Genomic DNA, 24642 nt, shown 5'->3' with positions numbered 1-24642 from the left:
GATGCTTTTTTTTATGCTAAAAAAGGTATCCTCAAATACTTTGAGGATACCTTTTCACCTTTATTATCTCTGCTGTTTTCTACCTAATATGAGTAATCCAAAACTCATCATTACAAGAAGTGCTCCCATATATGGTTCCACAGGCATTTTCTGCCCTGTCTTCGGTAATTCTTTTTCAAGTTTCTCTGGATTCGGTGTTCCAGGCTTTTCTGGATCTGGTGTTCCAGGCTTTTCTGGATCTGGTGTTCCAGGTTTTTCTGGATCTGGTGTTCCAGGTTTTTCTGGATCTGGTGTTCCAGGTTTTTCTGGATCTGGTGTTTCTGGGCCTGGTGGCGCTAAATGATTCAATTTGTTTAATACTTCTAATTGAACTGCATTTATCATTCCATTTGTAATTTCAAATGGAATTGGATTAGTTAATTTTTCATATCCTTTTGGTGCTTCTACTTCTACTAGTGTGTAGTTACCTACAGATAGATCTGTGATTTTTGCCTTTCCATCTTTATCTGTTGTTACTTTCACTACTACTTTTCCCTTTTCATCATGAACCTCAAACACAGCTCCTGATAAGACTTCCTTGCTTTCAGCGGCCATTTTTGTAATCTCCACTGAACCTTTGTCTAACTGTTTATTCTCTACTTGCAATGATAAGACTTTCATCATACCTTTTGTAATTTCGAATGAAACTGGCTTTTCTAGTGGTTTGTAGCCTGCTGGTGTTTCTACTTCTACTAACTCATACTTTCCAATAGATAAATCTGAAACGTTTGCTTTTCCTTCTTTATCCGTTGTTACTTTTGCAACTACTTTTCCTTTTGAGTCACGTACTTCAAATACAACATTTTCTAATGGTGCTTTACTGTCTTTATCTATTTTTGTGATTTCTACATTCCCCGTATCTACCATTTCATTTTCTACAGTGAACGTTAAAGATTTTGTCATACCTTTTTTAATTTCAAATGGTACAGGCTTTTCTAATTTTTTGTAGCCTGGTAAACTCTCTACTTCTACTAACTTGTACTTTCCTACTGATAAATCTGAAACTGTTGCTTTTCCAGCTTTATCTGTCGTTACTTTCGTTACTACCTTGCCTTTGTCGTCTTGAACTTCAAAGACTACACCTGCTAACGGTTCCTTATTATCTTTATCTATTTTTGTAATTTCTACATTTCCCGTATCTACCATTTCATTTTCTATGTTTAATGATAGAATTTCTGTCATACCCTTTTTAATTTCGAATGATACTGGCTCTGTTAGTTTTTTGTAGCCTGGTAAGCTTTCTTTCTCTACTAATTTGTACTTTCCTACAGATAAGTCTGAGATTTTTGCTTTACCATTTTTATCTGTTTTTACTTCCGTTACTACTTTTCCTTGTTCGTCTTGCACTTCGAAGACTACGTCTTCTAATACTTTTTGACTATCTTTATCTACTTTTGTGATTTCTACTGAACCTTTGTCTAACTGTTCATTCTCTACTTTTAATGATAAGACTTCTGTCATACCCTTTTTAATTTCGAATGATACTGGCTCTGTTAGTTTTTTGTAGCCTGGTAAGCTTTCTTTCTCTACTAATTTGTACTTTCCTACAGATAAGTCTGAGATTTTTGCTTTACCATTTTTATCTGTTTTTACTTCCGTTACTACTTTTCCTTGTTCGTCTTGCACTTCGAAGACTACGTCTTCTAATACTTTTTGACTATCTTTATCTACTTTTGTAATTTCTACTGAACCTTTATCTACTAGTTCATTCTCTACTTTTAGTGATAAGACTTCTGTCATACCTTTTTTGATTTCAAATGATACTGGTTTCGCTAGTTTTTTATATCCCGGTAAGCTCTCTACTTCTACTAGCTTATATTTTCCTACTGATAAATCAGCAATCTTTGCTTTTCCTTCTTTATCTGTCGTTACTTTTGTTACTACTTTATCTTTTTCATCTTGCACTTCGAATGTTACGCCCGCTAATACTGCGCCACTTTCTTTGTCTACTTTTGTAATCTCTACTGAACCTTTATCTAACAGTTCGTTCTCTACTTTCAATGATAAAACTTTTGTCATACCCTTTTTGATTTCAAACGATACTGGTTCTGTTAATTGTTTGTAGCCTGGTAAGCTTTCTTTCTCTACTAATTTGTACTTTCCTACAGATAAGTCTGAGATTTTTGCTTTACCATTTTTATCTGTTTTTACTTCCGTTACTACTTTTCCTTGTTCGTCTTGTACTTCGAAGACTACGCCTTCTAATACTTTTTGACTCTCTTTATCTACTTTTGTGATTTCTACATTTCCCTTGTCTAACATTTCGTTTTCTACTGTTAAAGCAAGAGATTTTGTCATGCCTTTTTCAATTTGGAAAGTAATCGGATCTACTAATTGTTTATATCCTTTTGGTGCTTTTACTTCTACTAACTTGTATGTGCCGACTGATAAATTAGTAACTTGTGCTTGTCCTTTTTTATCTGTCGTTATTTTAGCGACTACTTGTCCTGCTTCATCTTGAATTTCAAAGACTGCATCAGCTAAAGCATCTTTATTTTCTTTATCTACTTTTGTAATTTCTACATTTCCTGTATCCACTAATTCATTTTCTACTGTTAGCTTTAGCGCTGTTACTCTACCCTTTTCAATTTCGAATGAAATTGGCTTTTCTAGTGGTTTGTATCCTGCCGGTGTTTCTACTTCCACCAACTCATACTTCCCGATAGATAAATCTGAAACGTTTGCTTTTCCTTCTTTATCCGTCGTTACTTTTGCAACTACTTTTCCTTTTAAATCACGTACTTCAAATACAACATTTTCTAATGGAGCTTTACTATCTTTATCTATTTTTGTTATCTCTACATTCCCTGTATCCACCATTTCATTTTCTACTTTTAATGATAGAACCTCGGTCATGCCTTTTTTGATTTCAAATGATACTGGTTTTTCTAGCTTTTTATAACCAGGTAAACTTTCTACCTCTACTAATTCATACTTTCCTACAGGTAAATCTGAAACATTTGCTTTTCCATCTTTATCTGTCGTTACTTTTGTAACTTCATTACCCTTTTCATCTTGGACGATGAATGTTACTCCCGCTAACGGTGCTTTATTATCTTTATCTATCTTTGTTATCTCTACATTTCCCGTATCTACCATTTCATTTTCTATTTTTAATGATAGAACTTCAGTCATGCCTTTTTTGATTTCAAATAATACTGGATCTGTTAGTTTCTTATAGCCTGGTAAACTTTCTTTCTCTACTAATTTGTACTTTCCTACTGATAGATCTGAGATTTTTGCTTTACCATCTTTATCTGTTTTTACTTCCTTTACTACTGTTCCAGCTTCATCTTGCACTTCAAAGACTACGCCTTTTAATGCTTTTTTGTTGTCTTTATCTACTTTTGTAATTTCTACTGAACCTTTATCTAACTGTTCATTTTCTACTTTCAATGATAGGACTGTTGTCATACCTTTTGTAATTTCGAATGATACTGGTTCTGTTAGCTTTTTGTAGCCAGGTAAACTTTTCGTCTCTACTAATTTGTACTTCCCTACTGATAAATCAGAGATTTTTGCTTTACCATCTTTATCTGTTTTTACTTCTGTTACTACTTTGCCTTGCTCATCTTGCACTTCGAAGACTACGCCTTCTAATACTTTTTGGCTATCTTTATCTATTTTTGTAATTTCTACTGAGCCTTTGTCTAACTGCTCATTTTCTACTTTTATTGCTAAAGCTTTTGTCATACCTTTTGTAATTTCAAATGGCACTGGTTCTGTTAGCTTTTTATAACCTGGTAAGCTTTTCGTCTCTACTAATTTGTACTTTCCTACTGATAGATCTGAAACGTTTGCTTTTCCATCTTTATCTGTTACTACTTTTCTTACTACTCCATCTTTCTCATCTTGGACTTCAAATTCGACACCTGCTAATACTGCCCCGTTTTCTTTGTCCACTTTTGTGATTTCTATATTACCTTTGTCAACCATTGCATTTTCCACTTGTATTGGGAATATGCCGTCCCCTGTTACATTTACTTCGAACTCTGTTTCTTTTAATTGGTATCCTTCAGGTGCTTTCGTTTCTTTTAAAATATATTTTCCTAGTGCTAACGGTTTAGAGGTTGCCTTACCATCTTTATCTGTAACAATATGTTCGACTACTACACCGTCTTTTACTATATCAAACTCTGCATTTGCTAATGGTTTTTCACCATTTTCCGAATCAATTTTCTTTATTTCAATTTGACCCTTTTGCACAGTATTTTTAATTTCAATTGTTTTTGTTTCTCCAGCTTGAAGTGTAACCTCTACTGGGCTTGTTAATTTTTGATATCCTTCTGGTGCTACTGTTTCATAAACTTTATACGTCCCCGGAGCTAAAGTTTGAGGTACTGAAAAACCTTTTTCGTCCGTTGTCAGTTTTGCAACAACTTCATTTGCACTATTTCGAACTTCAAATTCGGCACCTTTTAACCCTTTGTTCGGATTCTCAGAATCTATTTTATGAAGCGATACTGTACCATCTTTTGGAGCTTCAGGCGGTGTAATAGTTACTTCTTTTGATGTTAATGTTTTATCATCAAAATGTAATTCCGCTTTATTAGGAATCTTCTTATCTACGTAAGAAGATAAGTCTGCATTATTTTTAATTTTCGCCTTGATACTAAGATTAATTATCTGGTCTTCATATGACTTATAGTCAAAATTCTCATCAAACGTAAATGTTACTTCACTTCTTTGTTTATCTATCTTTAGCGTTCCTTTAGAAGTAATATCTTGGCCATTTTGATCATACACTTTTGCCTCTAATACTTCTAAAACATCTTCTAAATCATCACTAATTACCATTGATGTGTATTTAGGAGGATCGTTTGGTATATGTGTACCAACTTGATATTGAATAACTTGATTCATTTGTGTTAGCTGCTCATTCTCTACAAGCTTGCCATTCTCATCAACTATATTTTTTTCAATGCTAGGTGGATTATCGTCACCTGAACCGGTTCCCCCTCCACCACTTACAAATACTTGTCCTACTTTTTCCTCAGTTTTAATATTTTTACCTTCTAATTTCACAGTATTTTTATGAGGCTTTGCAGCAGGATTAGTAATCTTTGTTTTATATCTTAAAATATAACCTTTTGAACTGTCTGGAAATTCAATTGTAAATCCAGCCTTTGTTGCATTTATTTTAATGTTAGATAAATCTGCTGGCTTAATATTTGTTGGTGCATAACCATCTTCAAATACAGCCTCTTCTAATACTACGCTGTCTGTAATTAACTCATGCCCAGGTCCTAATGTATCTGTTAATTTAAGATCTTGCATTTCTGTTCCAGTCGCATTTACATATACAAGCCAATCAGCAATGGACGGATCTTCTTGATTATAAGAACCCCATTTCAATAGATTATCTGTATTGGGCTGTGGCTTCGGTCTCTCTGTAGTATTACTTACATTTACTTCTTTATTTACGATTTGACCATCAACGTTAAATTCTAATGGAATTTCTTTAACACCATCATATGCTTCTAGACCAAAGTAGAATTCTACGAATAAAGAACCTTTAATGTTATTCTTTCCTTCTACGTAATCACCCATAGTACACGTTAATAGACCCTTTTTCATCTCACATGTACCAACTGTTTTTCCTTCAGCATCTTTTAAAGGAAAACTCATATTCATAAGGTCTTTTCGAAACTCTTTTGGCATATCAATTGTGAATTGATCTCCACTTTTTATTTTTTCTTTAGCTGACCACTTCACTTCTACTTTCATACCATCTGAGGCTTGATATGGTTCAGATGTCGTGCCATCAGTACGGGAAATATTAATTTCGTCCACTGGACTTTTCATCACAGCAGCTTGAATAACTGGAGCCCACACATTCAGCACTGAAAATAATACTAGAAAAACTAATGAAACCATTGAAATATGTGTTTTAGTACTTTTCATTTGCATAGTTCCCTCCTATTTTTTTATATTTATATAACAAAAAAGACCGTCCGGTTGCATCAAAAATGTGCAACCAGACGATCTTAGTAACCAATATGTATTACCGTAGACTCTAAGCTTTGCGGCCTATCCTTTCGAATAGTGTGCTAAAAATATCTTTTATTCTTTTTTTGTTTCATTTTCCTCTTAAACCAAATATTACTATACCGTCTGGACGGTTATAATTCAATACTCTATAAAATTGTTCTATTTTTCTAATAAAAAAAATAATTCACCACTACATTAAAGAAGCAATGGTGAATCATTTTAAAATTATATAGTTCGTATATTCTATTTATATGAATTACTAATAAGAGCTTGAATCACTTTTTCTCTTAACTCGGGGCTTAGTCTTCCAACCCCTAAATATTCCGAATACCATAATCCATCTGCTGCTAATCTAATAATTGTTGCACAAACTGAATCTATCTCATCATTTTCTATATTTTTTTGCAGTTGCTGAAATGATTGTTGTAATGGCTCAAGTAATTCAGGTTTTAACATGAGTGCTGCCATCATACTGCTAGACAACTCTTCTGTTCTTCTCTCATTACTTAATCTTTCCTCTACAAAAGAGCGAACCCATCTCCCTTTCCTCTCTGAGTCTTCCGCTACTTTATTGTAAATGGCCCCTTCATAATCCTCTACCCCTCGGACTATCATACCTTCTATTAAAGCTTCTTTATTTGAAAAGTGATACAATAATCCACCTTTGCTTAAACCCGCCTCTTTTGCCACTGCTTCTAAAGTTAATTTAGCAACCCCTTTACATTGTACAATTTGAGAAGCGGCCGCCAAAATCTTTTGCCGCGTTATGCTTATACTCATTCCTTTTTAAAACCCCATTTCTACTAAATTTATATAAATACGAATCTTATTTTTAATATTGTTGATTACTACTAAATATTTTCTTTATACAACAAAAGCTTCATTACCTTTGAATTTTTAGTTACTTATTCTATTAAAAATTTCCATATCATTCAATATGATAACATCAAATACACAACATTGACTATACATCTATACTTTCATATTCATTCCTAATATATCCATTAATAAAATTTACCGATTTAGTCCTTCTTATTACTTTATAAGACGGCAGTAATTCTTTCAGCACTAAATAAAAAATGTTATTACTCCCATTGAATTGAGTAATAACATTTTACTTAACAAATTCGCTGCCAACTAGCATCCTTCACATCTTCACTAGTCGGTTTTCTAACTGATCCAATAAAGTGAAACTTTATATCCGCAACATGGACAGGTGTATTTCATTTTGTCACTCCATTATTAACTTGTTTTCCCATATATTCCGACTCACAAAGAATGTAACAGCACAAATCATAGTTATCCCCATGAAAAATGTATTAGAATCTTCATATGTAGTTGGAATGCCTACCGTTACGAAAACAATACTAAAAGCTAAAAATAGATATAATAATAAAGATATAATATAGCTTAGTTTAAATCGTAAAATGATACCTCTAAACAATAGCTCACCAAGTAGACAGCCACCTAAAATAATAGGTACTCCGAAATACAATGTAAGGACTCCCATTTGCGCAGTAGATTGAATTATCTTTCCAATTATGTTCGGCGAAACCAGCTCACTATTGTTTCCCATCCTATCATATAAATCAAGTGCTGTTGCTGAAATAAAGAAACTTAATATAGAAAATGAATACGGTATTAAAAATTTGCTCACTCTCATTCACCTCGCTTTTTTCTTTACATATATTATTCATTATTTCCTATCATTTTCACATAAAAAAATAACCCTCTATGATAAAACATAGAGGGAAGCATTTCTATATAAAAATCTATACCTTATCCTGAAGTGAATCCCGAAAATAGGACAAATATCAAAACACCTAAACCATCTGCTATCTGCTCCCTACATTCTTTAGGGTAGATAGTTTATATGTTTTATTAGAAAGTAGTGCCTTCTTTTTTATAATATTCTTTTGAAATCTCTTCATAAAATGCGGCTGATGTCGCGTAGAAATAAGGTGCTAACCATAAGAAACCGATTCCTATAGTAAGAATACTTAATATGAACCAGCCTAAGAAACTTAAGCATAGTAAAAAGTAATCCATTTTATGTCCATTCATCATATGACGACTCTCAGTAATTGCTTGATTCGCTGTATATTCTGGATGATCATTCAAAATAAAATATGTCATAGAATAAGAAAATGATTTAATAATACCTGGAATAATAAGAAGTAATGTCCATAGAGTCAAGTATACATACATTAGTAAATATGTTAAAAACGACTTCATCAACTTACTTCCATCGCTAAACCATCTAAATATATGACCAATGCGAGCATCAGTCCCACGAATTGCATTTAAAACAAGATAATAGGCACCTATTGTTAATGGACCAATAACAAGCATTACAATAATACTTACTGTAAGTGAATCACTTGCTTCTTCCCAACCCCAAAATATCGAAAAAATACCTGTGGTTAGCATTTCAACTGCTCCAATAAGGATCCCGATTAATAAGGTTGCCCCTACCGCTAATCCCCATCTTCCTTTTAATGCATCAAGTGCTTCTCTTTTCAACTGACTTATCATATATAACCTCCTAATACTATTTATATTTTAGTATACCATTTATATCAAAAACCCCATAGATTTTCATTAAATGGAAGCAAATTACTTTTTTCATATACTGTAGTTGTACTAATATATGGATTAAACCACTCTTTTCCCTATAACAAAAAAGCTTGCCCTTCATAATAGGCAAGCTTTCTCTGGTTAATTCTCACTTAACTTCTTCTTATACCAATCCTGCATTCTCTCCGCATCTTCTACTCTCGTATGCTCTATTTTGTAACTAGATGATGCACTCGAAAACTTATACGTACATAAATCCGCACGGCGCTGAAAATATGATTGTGTCTTCTCCATTGATTGGACATGTCTTCTTCTAATAAGTCCTGTATATTTTCCGACGCTACGATAGACAAGTGTAATTTGTTCTCCGTTAACACTGTAACCATTTGTTTTAAATGTTGCGTATCCAAGTGTAAAGATAAGGATTGCGAGCGGAATTAATGCCCACATGATGAAGTGCTTTTCAGAGTATATACTTATTCCAAGAAGCGGGATTGCTAGCATTGCGAAGAAGATAAAACTATCAATGAGATAGCGGCGCAATGCTGCTTTTGGTAATGCAATAATGTTTGCATTCAGTTCGTATGGTAATTGTAAATGGGCGAGTAACTGTTGTACTCGATCTTTTCGAATGATTGGGTGCAGTGTAACCTTTTCTTTTTCGTCACCCATTCCTTTACTTTGAATGACTTCTACTTGCACAGCACAATAACCGAATGGTTGGCGTAAAATACTTTCTTTTATCGTAATACCTTGAATACGATGCAATTTTAGTACGAGCTCTTTTTTCTCAAGTAATCCTTGTGAAATGCGAACTTCGTCATTTCTTCGATTCACTGTGAAATCGCCATGTTTTAACGCGTAACCGATTGTAGATATAATCCAAGAAAGAACGAGTAAAATGGCTACCATGAAAATCCAGCCATATATATCATGTTCCATTACATACGACTTTACGCCATTCTCTATCCATTTCGGAATGTACTTATCTACTTGGTGATAAACGAAAAAGATTAAAGAGAATAATAGTCCAAATTGACCAGATGTAACAGATGCTAATAAAATCTCTTTCCAAGTTAATTTATATTCTGTCGTTTGTTTTTCCTCTGTAACAATTGCTTTTTCTACTACATTTTCTGTTGCTTCGTCTAACGTTCCTTCTGCTTTCACTTCTGGAGTTGGCTCATTTAGCAAAGCAATAAGCTCCGCCGCTTCTTCTGCCGTAATACCAGCTAAGCTAACTTCTGCTTCATCGCCCCCACCAGCTGTTTCAATCTGAATTTTTTTCAAACCGAGCATTTGATATAGTACGTTAGAACTTGTATTAATCGTTTGAACACGTTCTTTATTTAAGTAGCTTTCCTTTTTCACGAAGAGACCTTTTTTCACATGTAATACGTTATTTTCAACCCAATATGTTGTGTAATACCATTTTTCAAATGCTGAAAAAACGGTGAGTAAACCAAATGCTGCAGGAATTAAATACCAAAACGGGAATTTTCCGTTTAAGCTAAACATGAAAATAATGAGTGGTATAAAATCTGTTATTTTTAATTCTAATAACATCGTGATTGGATGCTGCCTCTTATACATCCTCATCACTCACTTTCGCTAATTCTGCGATTTTCGTTTTCAACATTTCTGCTTCATACATCGTTAAGCCTGGGATGCTGTGAGAAGTTGCTGCCGTTGAAATGTGTAATTCTGCTAAGCCATATTTTCTCATAATTGGTCCTTGTTCAATCGTTACGTGCTGCACACGAATCATCGGTACTAATACGCGCTTTACGACAAAAAGACCATGCTGAATTTCAAGTTCTTCTTCATTTAGTTGGTAGCTGTAATAACGTTGACGTAGTTTCGGGAATAAGAAGTACGCAAATGGTGCGAACACAACTGTTAGCCCAATCATCACATACAAAATCCACGCCCACCAATCAAACTTTATCATGAGGAAAAGGTAAGCTAAAATAACGAGTATACCGATCCCTTCTTCAATTACAGCACGAACTTTCCACACCTTGACCATGTCAGGGTGAATTTCATTTTTCAATGGATCCATGTAACCACTCCAAATCTAGTAATCTAATATATGAATTCTCTCAATCTATATTTTACGTAACTTTACAGAAAATTGAAATTTAATCTTCTTTCTTCTCAGGAATAAAATATCCGAACCAAAGTAGCCAAATGAAACCGATTAACTTCATCCAATTTCCATCCGCTTGAAAAGCTTCAATCATACCTGGTATTTTATAAACCCCAATAAATCCAAGAAAACCGAGCCACCAGTTTTTTTGCATTTTCATTTTTACTCCTCCTTCATGACGTTTTTCACATTTCGAATCCAAATTTCTTTATACTTTAACTGGAATCCCATGAGCATATAGTTGCTCATATTATCGATCACGAGTGCTAGCGTATGAGCATTTTCTTCCGTTTCATGTTGTGACACTACGTCAAGTTCTACGCCTTTCTTCAATAAATCGTGGAAACCATTTAAGAAATCTTCTTGTATTTCAAATAAGCGTTTCTGATACTTTTCATTTCGCGATGCAGTTACGATAAATTCGTTGATAACGCGTAATATCCCTTCTTGCCCTTCATATTCAGAGAGCATATGTAAACCATCAGCAATTAACTTTTCTGCAAAGTTTTCTTTCGTATATTGCTCTTTATCGAAATAACTCACGAAATGATATCCAGAGAAAATTTCTTCAAATAAAAAATCGATTAACGCTTCTTTAGAAGAAAAATGATAATAAATAGCCGGTTTTGAAATACCTACCTCTTTCGCAATCATGGAAAGACTCATCTTCTCAATGCCGTGTTCTGCCATAAGTTTAAATGATGCCTCTACAATGTTTTGCGATGTTTGTAAATTCTTCGTCATACTGTACCTCACTTGTTTTTACTTACCGGTCGGTAAGTAAATTATAAAATAAAACGAAATGATTTTCAATTTAGTTAGCGTTCTAGAAGGTGTTTATTGGAAATTACAGAAAGTTATAAAGTAAAAGCAACATATAACAATAAGGAGGATATCATATGGGACTTGGTGGTAATGGCGGTAGTGGTGGTAATGGCGGCGGTGAAGCAGGACAAGCTGGTAAGAGCGGATTTTCATTAATCATTGTACTTTTTATCGTATTGATTATAGTTGGAGTTAGCTATATCGGACTTGGCTTCTAAGAAAAGGCGTCCTACGTTACACATGTAGGACGCCTTCTTTTTAATCCCTATTCAGCAATCGCATACGATAACAATTCATCGTCACTTCTCCAAGTCTTTGCAGCAATTGATAGTTCGCATATGCGCCGACTGGGGCACCGATTACCGGGACGAGCTGAAGCATTTTTGCTAAATCGATATAGTCTCGGTATTCTGTTTGGAACTTTTCCCAGTCCATATGATTTTCTTTTTCTGTATCCCACGTTTCAATTGCTTTCCATATTTCTTTTCTGTGATTGTCACTTGAAAAGGCGAGCTGGAAAACGTGAAGGATAAAAAGACGCTCTTCTTGTTTACTCGTATCAAATCCGTACAACGTTGCTGCATCGAATAAAAATTTAATTTTAATTGTAAGTAGAAGCGGAAAGTCAGCAAGACCGAGGAGAATACCGCCAGCCCCCGTCCCTGCTCCTTCTGCCGCTGCTATTTTTTTGTACTCATCCATTTTTTTACGTACTTCATCGTCTCGTCTTTGCAATGACCATGTCGTCTCTTTTAGCTTCGGCTTTATAAAGTTTGACCCGGCGCTGATCGTTTGCACCATCATACGAATCGTCTCTGTTAGTACCTTTTGTACTTTCGCCGGAATGAGCTGTTGCACTTTCGTCTGCACTTTTTTGGAGAACCGTGTCATCATAGAAGAATCTTTCATGAATGTAGCTTTCCACTGCTCCAATTCTTTTATAACCTTCTCTTCGTATGTAATCATGGGTTCATTCCTTTCAATTTAAACGCTCAATGCGCTTCGCCCCGTATTGGTAAACAAAACCGATACTAAATAATATGCTTACGATAAGTAAAATTCCTGTCATCATGAAATCTTTCGTTGCTAGTGCAAATATAACTGTAAAGATTACGCTCCCTATGATTAGAATCGCGTTTAATAAAGTAAGAAAGTCTTTCTTCTTCTCTTCTCCCCCTACCGGATACAAATCAAGCCAAATCTTCATGCGGTGATGTTTCCATAAAGTTAAGAGCTGATAACCGATTAAGTATAGGAAAATAAGGCTTACGATAAATCGTCCATATAAAAACGGAATGAAGTACAAAATAACTCCTCCAAGAGCGAGCAAACGCACATATAATCCAAAATAGTTACCTGATCTTAAAAACGTTCTCGTATATAAGTATAAATATGTACGCTTTTCACCAATCATCGAAAGAATGAAATCGAGCCATTTTCTGCGTGCTACTCTTTCTTTTAATGCTGGTACATCAACGAACATGTTCGCGATGCGGTACAGCAGCATCATCTTCTTACCTTCTTCAGAAATTAAATACTCCCAGTTTAGTGGCTTTCCCTTTACCATTTGATGCATGATAGCAAGGTATAACACCATGAGAAGGACGATTCCACCAATGAAAAGAACTGAAGTACGTTCTACAAGGAAATATACAAATAAACCGTTTAGGATAAAACGAATGAACCAATCCGCTCTTTGTATATTTTGATCTGTTAAAAATGACTTTTCCCACGCTACAAATAAATTCCACGCTTTTACAATGACAAATGCAAGTACGATCCATATGTAAGCCGCTCCTGTTTGCTTCATTTGCTGGAAGTATAACGGGGCAAGCGCTGCCGCTACGATTGCGATTATGTATAACTGGATCATAAATGTAAAAAGAAATGCCTTTGTGAAGTAAGGTTTTAACTTTTCTTCAACTGGCAGTAAGTAAACGAGATCCGCTTCTTTTAATAATGTTTGAATGGATCCAGCCGTTAACACGAGTCCAATTAATACTGCCATTACGAGCGCCGCCGGAAACGAAGGTGTTATCGTTTGTAACCATTGCTGGTAATAATACGCTCCCGCACCAATGATGAACACGAAAATAAATTTCAAATGATCATTAAATACGTATTTACTATATGTACGAACTTCTTTTAGAAAGTGACGAAATCGTTCTTTCCATAACGCTGTGCTATTCATAATCTTCTTCCTTTGTTAGCGCGATGTAAATATCATCTAACGTTGCACCTGGCATATTAAACTGTGATTGCAGTTCAGATAATGTTCCCTTCGCTCTTACTTCACCTTGATGCAAAATAATGAACGAATCACAATAACGCTCTGCCGTCGCTAAAATATGTGTGCTCATTAAAATACCGGCACCACTCTTTTTCATTTGGTCCATCATTTGAAGAAGGGATTGAATCGCTAACGGATCTAATCCAACGAAAGGTTCATCTACTATGTAAAGAGATGGCTCCACTAAAAATGCGCTCATAATCATTACTTTTTGTTTCATTCCTTTTGAGAAATGAGATGGAAACCATTTTAAACGATTTTTCATACGAAACTCTTGTAGTAGTTGTCCTACACGTTCTTCATATTGTTTTTCATCAACGCCATACGCCATAGCTGTTAATTTCAAATGCTCTTCTAACGTTAATTCATCATATAATACCGGCGTTTCCGGAATGAATGAAAAGCTAGAACGGTACGCTGTCATATCATCACGAATTGTTTTCCCATTAATTGTGACAGTTCCTTTTTTCGGTTCCATTAAACCGATAATATGTTTAATCGTCGTACTTTTACCAGCTCCATTTAAACCGATTAAGCCGACAAGTTCGCCTTTATTAACAGAGAACGAAACGTCTTTTAATACAGGTCGTTTCGTATATCCTCCTGTAACATTTTCTACACGCAATAACTCGCTCATACGACACCACTTTCTTCATTAGTATTCATTCTATATTCATCTTACCAAAAATTATGCTGTACTACATAGTATCCATGTACTCAAAAAAAATTTTTAAATTTATTAGCATATATTTTTCCGAAAGCGGACATCATAATTATTGAAGAAGGAACACATTGAAAAAGCAACCACCTATTGATGAGTACAACAACATAGTGAAGTCATCATGAAATGGGGTGTCCAAGTTGGACAATGAACTTTACACATAACCAGATCATTTGTTTCATTTTCGAAACGGGGTGTCTCTGAAAGAGCATATACTGTTTTAAAAAATAAACAATTTCATTTTAAAAAAGATTGCAATTCATTTCACTTGAAAATGGGGTGTCTACGGCAGAAACTTTAGCCGATTTACCGTGCATTTCTTAAATAAATGAGGTGTCTGCGAAACGTAAATTACGATAATGCTTTTTCAATCCCTCTTCAGAAAACAGGAAGCTGAGTCAGCTTCCTGTTTTTCGTGTTTGTTCTCTTATGTAATTATGGTAAAATACGGCTAAGGATATTTGAAAGGATGAGATCAATGAATCATACAGCAGACAATTGTATTTTTTGTAAAATCATTGACGGGCAAATCCCTTGCTCAAAAGTATACGAAGATGAACATGTGCTTGCATTTTTAGATATTAGTCAAGTAACAAAAGGACATACTCTTGTTATTCCGAAAGTTCACAAACAAGACATTTTTGCGTTAACGCCAGAAATCGCATCACACATTTTTTCTGTCGTTCCAAAAATCGCAAATGCGATTAAAGCAGAGTTTAATCCAGTTGGCTTTAACCTACTTAACAATAACGGTGAAAAAGCTGGACAAACTGTGTTCCACTTCCACCTTCATTTAATTCCACGCTACGGTGAAAAAGATGGTTTCGGTGCTGTTTGGAAATCACATCAAAATGAATACACTATGGAAAATTTACAAAACATCGCAAGTACAATTGCAAATAGTGTGAAATAATGACACTATAAGAAGGCGTAATACATAACAAGCCACTTCCCTGAAGTCATCAAATTCCGCATGGCTTGTTTCTTTACTTAAAATGCTCAGGGATGATTGTTTGTGCATAGCACATATAAGAAAGATATGCATATTTTTCCCATCATGAATACGAACAAAAAATAAGGAGGTCTCCTTTTATGTCAAAAGCTAAATCCTTTATTACAGGTGTTATTTGCGGCGGAGCAGTTGCTGGACTAGCTGTTCTTTTCTCAACTCCTTCTTCTGGTAAAGACATGCGAGGCAAGTTAAAAGAAAAAGGAAATGATATTAAAAAGACTTTAGCTGATATTACAGCTGATACGAAATTATTAAAGCGTCAAATTATTGAAACTGCTTCAGAAGGTAAAGAAGTGTTTCAAGAATTAAAAGATGACATGCAAGACACGCTTTCTAACTGGAAGCAAGATATTTCTCAAAACAAGCGCCATATTGAGAAAGAAATTTTGGACATCCAAAAGTCAATTGAGAAACTACAAGAAGCTGTTCCAGAAAAAGCGTAAACAAATTCCTGCTTAGTTTTTTGCATATAACAAATATTTTTTATATAAATTGACCTTGACACGGCATATCGTATAGATATGCCGTGTTTTTATGCATTTACAATATATGTTATCACTTAACATGTAAGGACAACGTATGTATTCACGACTCATAAAACGCTTCCATAGTTATGCATGATTTGTATAGAATGTCATTTTTCCGAAAAATTTTCACAATTCTCACAAAAAGACTTTATTAATTTTTATTTTACTGGCATAATAGATAGTAATGAAAAAAGAATGTTAAAGTGGGTGAGTAAATGAAAAGTGGAGAAAAAGATTACTCGGTAAAAGAAGCGATGATTTTCAGCCAACGCATTGCTCAATTATCGAAAGCGTTATGGAAATGTGTAGAGAAAGATTGGCAGCAGTGGATTAAACCTTACGATTTAAATATTAATGAACATCATATTTTAACAATCGCTTATCATTTAAAAGGGGCTTCTATTTCTGAGATTGCTAAGTTTGGAGTTATGCACGTATCAACAGCGTTTAACTTCTCGAAAAAGCTGGAAGAACGCGGCTATCTTGTATTCTCAAAAAAGGAAGATGATAAACGAAATACGTACATTGAAATTACAGACAAAGGGGAAGAATTACTACTTCGCTTAATGGAAGAGTATGATCCTGAAAATAATTCAGTGTTTAATGGGGCTCTTGCACTTCGTAATTTTTATGGGAAGTTCCCAGAAAATATCGAACTGATTGCAATCCTGCGTAATATTTACGGACAAGACTTTATCGATATTTTTGAGAAATCATTAGAAGATATTGAAGAGAACTTTACAGAATCCGATCAAAAGTTAGTTAAGAAATAATCTATTTATTTTTTCGCAATCATGCTTAAGAATTCATTCATAAGCGGCTTAAATAAACCTTGTTTTGCTAGCGCTTCCGCAGTTTCGTGTACTTCGAGCTGATGTGGAAGCGCTTTTTCAAATTGATCTAACAGCGCATCGAACAAAAGAAGCCCTTCTGCTTTCTCCACTACATATTGCTCGTTCAGTTTTTCACAAAGATTTAGTATACGTTCAATATCTTTTTTACGAGCTTTTTTCTTTATGATCAAAGAATAAAATGGACACTTCTCTTCATCAATCATTTTAAATAATAGGTCTACATAGTATTCAGCTTGTTCTAATCTTCTAACAACGTCCATTTTCTCCCTCACTTTCTAACACAAAGTCTTCTATTTCTGAATTTTGTAACACGAACAAAATATCGTGTGATACAATATATGTATATGTATTTTAGCCAAAAGGAGGTCTCGCCTCATGACACTTATAACAGTTGTTTTTGTCGCATTCGCACTTCTTGTTATATTTTACACGAATTTCATGACACATACACTGTGTGAACGAAAACAAATAGCTGCGAGCCGCCAGCCCGGTGTCTTTCGGGTTATTAATGTATGTATAACAATTTTATTAATTTCTAGTTATATAGAAATTATATTTCATGGAAAGTGAGGAAGGAAAGCCCCTTCCTCACTTTTTTCCTCTATAAGCAAATTATACCTACAATAACCAATAAAATAAACAGTACAAGTAATAAAATAAGTTGAGAATTCATCCCCATCCCCTCCTCTATTCTGTATATGCGGCATGCGCCCAATATGGCACACTTTCAAAATCTGACACGTGCTGGTTAATTTTTCTTTATCAATATGAAAACGGTTCGAAATATGATATATTAAATTTTGTACATATTGCTTATACTATAGAACAAAACATTCATCAAAACTTTATCCTCAGCCACGGTAAGCCCTGTTAAGCGCGCTTTACCAATATAAAAAAGCAAAAGTATCAGTGAGACTTAATCGGGCTCTTATGAACTAAAATTCATCGGTGTAGGATAAATTAAAAATACATAATAGTAGGAGTGTTTATTGAATGAAGAAAGCTATGCTTGCCTTAGCCGCAACAAGTGTAATCGCATTATCAGCATGTGGAACATCATCATCAGACAAAATTGTTACATCTAAAGCTGGTGACATTACAAAAGAAGAATTCTACGATCAAATGAAGACACAAGCTGGTAAACAAGTACTAAACAACATGGTTATGGAAAAAGTACTTATTAAAAACTACAAAGTTGAAGACAAAGATGTAGACAAAAAGTTCGATGAAATGAAAAAACAATACGGTGATCAATTCGATACACTAATGAAACAACAAGGTATTAAAGAAGAAACTATTAAAAATAGTGTGCGTGCTCAATTAGCTCAAGAAAAAGCGGTTGAACAATCGATTACTGATAAAGATGTAAAAGCAAAATTCGAGGATTATAAAAAAGAAATTAAAGCAAGTCATATCCTTGTAAAAGATGAAGAAACTGCTAAAAAGGTAAAAGATGAACTTGCTCAAGGTAAATCTTTCGAAGAATTAGCAAAACAATACTCTGAAGATACAGGCTCAAAAGAAAAAGGTGGCGACTTAGGATTCTTCGGACCAGGGAAAATGGTAAAAGAATTTGAAGAAGCAGCTCAAAAGTTGAAAAAAGGTGAAGTAAGCGAACCTGTAAAAACACAATTCGGTTACCATATCATCAAAGTAACTGATAATCACGCAGATGCAAATTTCGATAAAGCAAAAGCTGATATTAAAAAATCACTAGTTCAAGAAAAAACACAAGATGCTCAATTTATGAACGATCTTATGATGAAAGAAATCAAAAAAGCTGACGTAAAAGTTGACGATAAAGATTTAAAAGATCTTTTCGAAGAGAAAAAAGCTGACGCTAAGAAAGACGAAAAGAAATAATGAAGTAAAAAAAGCTTGGGCTTCGGCCCAAGCTTTTTTATCCCCTCTTCTCCCGGTAGTTATATCTAGATTCGGTAAATGAAATTATATCGGCGATTTTCAAAATATATCAGCGCAACTCCAATTATATCAGCGATTTTCGAAATATATCGACTTACCGACAAAAAACGACAACAAGCGTGACTCCCTCTTCAAACACAAAAAAAACCTTGATCCACGCCACGTAGAACCAAGGTTTATCTTATTATCATTGATTAAATTCAAAAACTATGTTAAATTAGTACAGAAACACGTTTTACAAAATACAAAGAACGTATTTATCCGTATCTTAATTGTACACCAAAACACATCTTCAGTCAACCTCTATTTTTCACTTTTAAAGGAGTGCTTACCGTATGAACAAAAACCTTGATTTAGAGCAAAAACGATTAGATACCGTAATTGAAACAATTACGGAGCAAATTGATAAACTGGAAAACGAAACTGGTAGACGCCGGGCAGAAGTAATCAATATTCGTAAACACTTTTGGGATGACGTGAAAGTTAATACTGATACTTTCGATGATTATCTTGAAACAGTTATCAACTTGAGACAACAAGCTCAGTCACTAGCTGTCACACAAATTACCCATAAGCACACCTTTAATCGACTTGCCGCATTAAGACGTATGCATAAAGCACCTTATTTCGGACGAATTGATTTCAAAGAAGAAGGAGAATCTGCCGCGGATCAAATTTATATCGGCGTCGCTACACTTACTGATGCAAGCGGAGAAAACTTCCTTATATATGACTGGCGCGCACCTATTTCGAGTGTGTACTATGATTATCCACCAGGACCTGCTGAATACAGTACACCAGGCGGCGTAATCCACGGTAATGTGGAGAAAAAATTACAATACATTATTCAAAATGGCGAGATTGATTCTATGTTCGATACGAGCCTCACAATTGGTGATGAAATCTTGCAACAAGCGCTCGGAAAAGGTACGAACAAACATATGCAGAGCATTGTTGCTACGATTCAGCGCGAGCAAAATGAAATTATCCGCCACGATGAAGGCCGACTCCTTATCGTTCAAGGAGCTGCTGGTAGCGGTAAAACATCAGCTGCTCTGCAGCGAATCGCCTACTTACTATATAAATATCGCGAATGGCTAAAAGCAGATCAAATTATTCTCTTCTCTCCTAACTCTATGTTCAATAGCTACGTTTCTAACGTACTACCTGAACTTGGTGAAGAAAATATGCAGCAAGTTACATTCCAAGAATATTTGAATCATAGACTAAGTAAGTCATTTGAAGTTGAAGATCCTTATGAGCAATTAGAATATATGTTAACTGAAACGAATAGCCCTACCTATAAAACGAGAAATGCGAGCATCCGATTTAAAGCATCCACTCAATTTTTCGAGATGATTAGAGCGTACAGACAATCTCTTGAATCTTCAGGCATGCTATTTAGAGGAATGAAATTTAGAGGAAAACTGATTGTTTCTGCGAAAGAAATTACAGAACAATTTTACAATACCGACTCCTCCCTCCGCTTCCATAGTCGAATTGAGAAGTTAACGGATTGGCTAAATAAGCAAATAGATGCACTTGAAAAAGCAGAACTGAAAAAGCCTTGGGTAGAAGAAGAAATTGAATTACTTAGTAAAGATGAATACCAAAAAGCTTATAAATATTTGCAGAAAAAAGGAGAGTTTGACGACAACTCCTTTAATGATTTTGAAAAAGAAACGAGAGTACTTGGACGTATGATTGTCCGTAAAAAATTGAAGCCCCTTCGTAAAGGTGTTCAAACATTACGCTTTATCAATTTCACAGGCATATATAAACAACTCTTCACAGATGCATCATGGGTTACTGAGAAAAAACCGAAAGAGTGGGATGACATTTGCTCCTTAACAGTAAACATGCTTGATGAAGGAAAACTATATTATGAGGATGCGACTCCATTCTTACTTTTAAAAGAATTAATTGAAGGCTTCCAAACGAACAGATCGATTAAACACGTACTCGTAGACGAAGCACAAGATTATTCGCCGTTCCAGTTTGAGTTTTTAAAACGTCTCTTCCCTGCCGCAAGAATGACGGTACTTGGAGACTTTAACCAAGCAATATTTGCTCATGCGAGTGAAACAGTGAATTTCAATACACTTACTAGCTTATACGGTCCAGATGAAACGAACGGTATCAACTTAACTCGTAGCTATCGCTCAACAAAACCAATTATTGAATTTACACGTGCTCTCGTACCGGAAGGGAAGAACATTCACGCCTTTGAACGTGACGGTGAGAAACCTACAGTGACGAAAGTAGCGAATGAGAGCGAACTGCACGAACGTATTACTGCCAAAGTTGCTGAATTACAAAAACAAAATCACAACACGATCGCAATTATATGTAAATCTGCAGCTGAAAGCGCCGCTGCCTATGAGGCACTTAGTCCTATCGAGAATATTAAACTCGTGAAGAGTAACTCAGCCGAGTATGAGCAAGGCATTGTCGTGATCCCAGCTTACTTAGCGAAGGGTATCGAATTTGATGCCGTTATTATTTACGATGCGTCTAAAGATGTATACAACGATGAGAGCGTTCGTCGATTGTTCTACACTGCTTGTACACGCGCAATGCATGAATTACAACTTTATAGCGTTGGCGAGGTTAGTCCTTTTATACTTGGAGCTGATTCGGAGAGTTTTGAGCTTATAATGAAAACACCTTAATGATGGAAGTGACCCCCGAAAACGGGACACATATTAAAACACCTCCCGAATTCGCATACTAAGTATGCAAATTCAATGGAGGTGTTCTTTTTATCATTTAGACTTGTAAAATGCTTCGTATTTCTTCTAAACGTAAATTTGTAAACTTTGCAATATCTTCGATTGGCATTCCATTTTTATGCATTCCACGAATTAATTGAATCTTACCTTCTTCAATTCCCTCTTTCTTTCCTTCATTACGAGCATGAGCGAACTTTGCGGCTTCATCCATCAAAGCTTTCTCTCTTGCCTCATATGCTTGTCGGAAAGAAGAATCTTGACTCATACGCTCCCATTTATTCATCGCTTTTTGTAAAATCGGATCTTGGTTCATCGCAATGTCCTCCAATGTTTGGGTTAGTTGTTCATCCTCGTTTGCCGGAAGTAATAATAACCAACGAACAAACAAATCTTCCCAAGGATTTACTTGTTCATTCCGCCACTGTTGCATAAGTTTCGAAATCTCTACGATGTGAACTTCGATATCACTACTCAATATTTTATGTTGTTGTCGATTCCATAAAACTCCTGTTGTATGGAATGCCTCGTATTCAGGAAACATAACGAAATTTAACAAATTGATTGTAATTGTTTTATGAAGAGAGCTGTATGGCATTCCCTTTTGAAGTTGAGCTGTGTATAGCCTTCCCCAATAATATAAACTGCGTTTAATCATATCATGATTATTATTGAGTTGTATTTCTACATTGACTTTTGTTCCTGTGTCTAATGTAGCTGAAATATCTAAGATAGATAACTTATCTTCTTCATGTTCCCTGTGTAAATGTGGATCTGCAAATTGTAACGAAACAATGGGTGATTCTAAAGAATCCTGTAACATCGCATTTAAAAAAGCAATTAAAATATCTTCATTTCCACTTGTGCCAAATAATTGTTTAAAAGCAAAATCAATGCGTAAATTCACTAATTGTTGGCTGGACATGAAATTTTCTCTCCCCATCTCATAAGAGGCTTTTCTTTTATTGTACATAAAATAGTGATACGCATGCAAACACGCACTTACTTAAATTTCATAAAACGCCCTGTATTTGCAGGTTATCGTATCGCTTCTCATGATGCAGACATTCTTACACTTGATGTACTTCTATCTTCACCTTTATTAAATCCTAACACTTCCGAAAAAGATGCGGAAGAATACTCCTATTTACAACAACTAACTGAATCGATATCTCGTTCTGAATTATGTATTTCTGTTAAAGAGAGTACACTTATTTAAACACGAAAAGAGGAGTATTTATCATACCCCTCTTCTACTATCTATTTACGTTTTTACTTGATCATAATAATGAATTCTTTTATATGCAACTTATATAAGTATCAAGGTGTCTTTCTAATCCTGAATGAAATACCCTTACGCCTATATACACTCAGCACAATCCCCATTATAAGCGCATGAAATACAGTCGGCGTTAATCCGTAACTAATAAAAGGTAAGGATATAGCAGCAAGCGGCAATAATCCTAGTATCATTCCAACATTATAAATGAACTGGAATACAAAAAGAGTCAATCCACCAACGAGTAGCAATTTACCGTACCGATCATTTATTTTATAAGAGATGACTATTAATCTTGCTACAAAAAGAGAAAGAACGAAGACAAGAATTAATGCAAGCCAATACCCATAATAGTAAGTCAAACTTGCAAATACAAAATCAGTATCCGGAGCAGGGATGAATTTCATATCTCCATATGTACCAAACCAACCTGCTGATGACATTACCTCTTTTAATCGTATATACATAAATCCTGCGCCACCTGCATCACTCTCAGGATTTAAATACCCTAAAAGTCTATCTAAGTGGTATCCTGAAGACCATGATACGGATACCTTAATAATAAATAAACAAATAGGTACAACCGTAATAATCAACGACGTTTTCTTTCCTAGCTTACTCCACCAAAGCATAACGAATACCATCGTAATATAGATAAAAATTGACGAAAGGGTGGATACAATCAAAAATAAGTACAAAGAAAATAAACATAAAACCACAAGATGTATAATCTTTAACCTACTATTATTAAAAAAAGAAGCCCAAGCTAGAAAAAAGAAAGGCACTGCCATTAGACAGTCAATTGCAATTGGACCGATTTGTATTAACGGTTCTCCAATCATTGAAGCGTTTGAAAAACAGTATAGTATTAACAGGACAACTACTCCGATTATATAAAACAACCATCCCATTCTCTCTAATTTCCGATAATCAAGTAACATCATCCCAATCGCTGTTACAACACCGAGAATAATAAATATCACCTTATTTATCATTACTTCATTCGTATATTCAAAAACAAAAACCGGTAAAAAACCTAACCCCATAGCAGCCACTAATAAAATAAGTAAAAACCAATCCACCTTTGGCTTATGAAGTTTATTAAGTTCTTGCCCTAGTTTAATCGGACTTCCCATTTGTTCCACCGCTTTATTTTCAGCGACTTCCTCACTCAAACCTTTTTCTATCCATGTGTTCTTCGCCTGTTTTAGGTGAAAATCTAGTTCCGTTGCTACAAAGCTCTTCGCTTCTTTTGATTTAATATGATTCGTAACTTCGCTTACAAAACGCTCCCCTTTTTTGTTCAATTCCGCCTCACTCCTGTACTAATCCTTTTAATATAAATCGTGCCTTCGTAGCATTCTTCTCTGCCTTTCGCAGCATCTTGTTTCCTTTATCATTTAATTGATAATATTTAGCTCCCGCATGATCCCAGCTAGATTGGATAAAGCGATTCTGTTCTAGACGATGCAATAAAGTGTATAGAGATCCTTCATCACCTTCGAATTTTTGAATTCCTCTCCCCCGCAGTAACTGCATCAATTCATAACCTGTTTTTTCATTCATAAGAAGTTGCAACACTGCTAAAAGGATGTCTTCTTCCTTTTCGGACGATTGATTGATTTTTTCGTGCACCCGCTTTTGGTGCCGATCAGAAAAACTCAAATGTTTAAACGTTGTGTTCTCCATTGATTTTCGCAAGCCTTTTAATCGACCTTCCATTCGA

General features: G+C 35.0%; 22 protein-coding genes, 1 pseudogene and 1 riboswitch. Of the genes and pseudogenes, 8 read left to right on the top strand and 15 right to left on the bottom strand.

Annotation, left to right across the window (positions count from 1 at the left end):
• Positions 1-63: 63 nt before the first annotated feature.
• The 8 genes from ACTFRY_RS09850 to ACTFRY_RS09815 all read right to left on the bottom strand — a co-directional run bounded on the left by ACTFRY_RS09850 (position 64) and on the right by ACTFRY_RS09815 (position 11500).
• On the bottom strand, positions 64-5949 hold the full coding sequence (locus ACTFRY_RS09850; protein ID WP_350369309.1) for a SpaA isopeptide-forming pilin-related protein: 5886 nt from the start codon (positions 5947-5949) through the stop codon (positions 64-66).
• A gap of 59 nt (positions 5950-6008) precedes the next feature.
• A riboswitch (cyclic di-GMP riboswitch) is annotated at positions 6009-6101 on the bottom strand.
• A 172-nt stretch (positions 6102-6273) separates the two neighbouring features.
• Positions 6274-6810: a TetR/AcrR family transcriptional regulator gene (locus ACTFRY_RS09845; RefSeq protein WP_000028010.1), complete on the bottom strand. Its 537-nt coding sequence runs from the start codon at positions 6808-6810 to the stop codon at positions 6274-6276.
• Positions 6811-7261: 451 nt separating this feature from the next.
• The gene (locus ACTFRY_RS09840; protein ID WP_170968652.1) at positions 7262-7687 is read right to left on the bottom strand and encodes a hypothetical protein; all 426 of its coding nucleotides are present in this window, start codon (positions 7685-7687) and stop codon (positions 7262-7264) included.
• 224 nt (positions 7688-7911) lie between these two features.
• Complete coding sequence (locus ACTFRY_RS09835) at positions 7912-8565, bottom strand: DUF975 family protein (RefSeq protein WP_000625399.1); 654 nt, start codon at positions 8563-8565, stop codon at positions 7912-7914.
• A gap of 183 nt (positions 8566-8748) precedes the next feature.
• On the bottom strand, positions 8749-10200 hold the full coding sequence (locus ACTFRY_RS09830) for a PH domain-containing protein (protein ID WP_098389533.1): 1452 nt from the start codon (positions 10198-10200) through the stop codon (positions 8749-8751).
• On the bottom strand, positions 10193-10669 hold the full coding sequence (locus tag ACTFRY_RS09825; protein ID WP_000371357.1) for a PH domain-containing protein: 477 nt from the start codon (positions 10667-10669) through the stop codon (positions 10193-10195). The genes ACTFRY_RS09830 and ACTFRY_RS09825 overlap by 8 nt, the downstream gene beginning before the upstream one ends.
• A gap of 79 nt (positions 10670-10748) precedes the next feature.
• Positions 10749-10916 (bottom strand): hypothetical protein, encoded by a 168-nt coding sequence (locus ACTFRY_RS09820; protein ID WP_000783813.1) that lies wholly within the window; start codon positions 10914-10916, stop codon positions 10749-10751.
• A 2-nt stretch (positions 10917-10918) separates the two neighbouring features.
• Positions 10919-11500, bottom strand: a complete 582-nt coding sequence (locus tag ACTFRY_RS09815; RefSeq protein ID WP_000164831.1) for a TetR/AcrR family transcriptional regulator — start codon at positions 11498-11500, stop codon at positions 10919-10921.
• A gap of 155 nt (positions 11501-11655) precedes the next feature.
• Between ACTFRY_RS09815 and ACTFRY_RS09810 the strand changes: the two genes are divergently transcribed.
• The gene (locus tag ACTFRY_RS09810) at positions 11656-11799 is read left to right on the top strand and encodes a YjcZ family sporulation protein (protein ID WP_000522760.1); all 144 of its coding nucleotides are present in this window, start codon (positions 11656-11658) and stop codon (positions 11797-11799) included.
• A gap of 40 nt (positions 11800-11839) precedes the next feature.
• On the opposite strand, the gene ecsC is transcribed toward ACTFRY_RS09810, so the two are convergent.
• The 3 genes from ecsC to ecsA are packed head-to-tail and all read right to left on the bottom strand — an operon-like array spanning position 11840 to position 14508.
• Entirely contained in the window at positions 11840-12547 is a 708-nt protein-coding gene (gene ecsC, locus ACTFRY_RS09805; protein ID WP_000634143.1) for an ecs operon protein EcsC, read from the bottom strand.
• A gap of 13 nt (positions 12548-12560) precedes the next feature.
• Positions 12561-13772 (bottom strand): ABC transporter permease EcsB, encoded by a 1212-nt coding sequence (ecsB, locus tag ACTFRY_RS09800; RefSeq protein WP_001089099.1) that lies wholly within the window; start codon positions 13770-13772, stop codon positions 12561-12563.
• Complete coding sequence (ecsA, locus tag ACTFRY_RS09795) at positions 13765-14508, bottom strand: ABC transporter ATP-binding protein EcsA (RefSeq protein ID WP_001292603.1); 744 nt, start codon at positions 14506-14508, stop codon at positions 13765-13767. Before ecsA ends, ecsB begins: the two co-directional genes overlap by 8 nt.
• A gap of 562 nt (positions 14509-15070) precedes the next feature.
• Between ecsA and ACTFRY_RS09790 the strand changes: the two genes are divergently transcribed.
• From ACTFRY_RS09790 to ACTFRY_RS09780, 3 genes are all read left to right on the top strand, one after another.
• Entirely contained in the window at positions 15071-15505 is a 435-nt protein-coding gene (locus ACTFRY_RS09790; protein WP_001016835.1) for an HIT family protein, read from the top strand.
• Positions 15506-15684: 179 nt separating this feature from the next.
• Positions 15685-16047, top strand: a complete 363-nt coding sequence (locus ACTFRY_RS09785; protein ID WP_000030299.1) for a YtxH domain-containing protein — start codon at positions 15685-15687, stop codon at positions 16045-16047.
• A 299-nt stretch (positions 16048-16346) separates the two neighbouring features.
• A complete protein-coding gene (locus ACTFRY_RS09780) occupies positions 16347-16904 on the top strand; it encodes an HTH-type transcriptional regulator Hpr (RefSeq protein ID WP_000834924.1) in 558 nt (185 codons plus the stop codon).
• A gap of 5 nt (positions 16905-16909) precedes the next feature.
• Here the strand turns inward: ACTFRY_RS09780 and ACTFRY_RS09775 are convergent, their stop codons facing one another.
• Positions 16910-17245, bottom strand: coding sequence for a DUF1878 family protein (locus ACTFRY_RS09775; protein WP_000383655.1), 336 nt, complete (start codon positions 17243-17245; stop codon positions 16910-16912).
• A 115-nt stretch (positions 17246-17360) separates the two neighbouring features.
• Here ACTFRY_RS09775 and ACTFRY_RS09770 point away from each other — a divergent pair, with 115 nt between their 5' ends.
• The 3 genes from ACTFRY_RS09770 (at position 17361) to helD (ending at position 21580) form a co-directional block, all read left to right on the top strand.
• Positions 17361-17555: a hypothetical protein gene (locus ACTFRY_RS09770; protein WP_000172690.1), complete on the top strand. Its 195-nt coding sequence runs from the start codon at positions 17361-17363 to the stop codon at positions 17553-17555.
• Positions 17556-17978: 423 nt separating this feature from the next.
• Positions 17979-18848 carry a peptidylprolyl isomerase PrsA gene (gene prsA / locus ACTFRY_RS09765; RefSeq protein WP_000710063.1) on the top strand — a complete coding sequence of 290 codons (870 nt, stop codon included), beginning with the start codon at positions 17979-17981 and terminating at the stop codon, positions 18846-18848.
• 395 nt (positions 18849-19243) lie between these two features.
• Positions 19244-21580 (top strand): RNA polymerase recycling motor HelD, encoded by a 2337-nt coding sequence (helD, locus tag ACTFRY_RS09760; RefSeq protein WP_086392097.1) that lies wholly within the window; start codon positions 19244-19246, stop codon positions 21578-21580.
• Between the two features lie 97 nt (positions 21581-21677).
• Here helD and ACTFRY_RS09755 read toward each other — a convergent pair whose 3' ends face one another.
• The gene (locus tag ACTFRY_RS09755) at positions 21678-22562 is read right to left on the bottom strand and encodes an Rpn family recombination-promoting nuclease/putative transposase (RefSeq protein ID WP_000098344.1); all 885 of its coding nucleotides are present in this window, start codon (positions 22560-22562) and stop codon (positions 21678-21680) included.
• A gap of 90 nt (positions 22563-22652) precedes the next feature.
• Here ACTFRY_RS09755 and ACTFRY_RS09750 point away from each other — a divergent pair.
• Positions 22653-22856: pseudogene (locus ACTFRY_RS09750) on the top strand (hypothetical protein); the annotation flags it as partial.
• A gap of 101 nt (positions 22857-22957) precedes the next feature.
• On the opposite strand, the gene ACTFRY_RS09745 reads toward ACTFRY_RS09750, so the two are convergent.
• Positions 22958-24223, bottom strand: coding sequence for an FtsW/RodA/SpoVE family cell cycle protein (locus ACTFRY_RS09745; protein ID WP_098616904.1), 1266 nt, complete (start codon positions 24221-24223; stop codon positions 22958-22960).
• Between the two features lie 7 nt (positions 24224-24230).
• Positions 24231-24638, bottom strand: a complete 408-nt coding sequence (locus ACTFRY_RS09740) for a PadR family transcriptional regulator (protein WP_000399088.1) — start codon at positions 24636-24638, stop codon at positions 24231-24233.
• Positions 24639-24642 lie beyond the last annotated feature (4 nt).

The sequence above is a fragment of the Bacillus cereus group sp. MYBK195-1 genome (genome assembly GCF_051916605.1).
Lineage (GTDB): Bacteria > Bacillota > Bacilli > Bacillales > Bacillaceae_G > Bacillus_A > Bacillus_A cereus.
The sequence above is the reverse complement of the archived record's forward strand: the minus strand, read 5'-3'. Positions and strand labels throughout refer to the sequence as shown.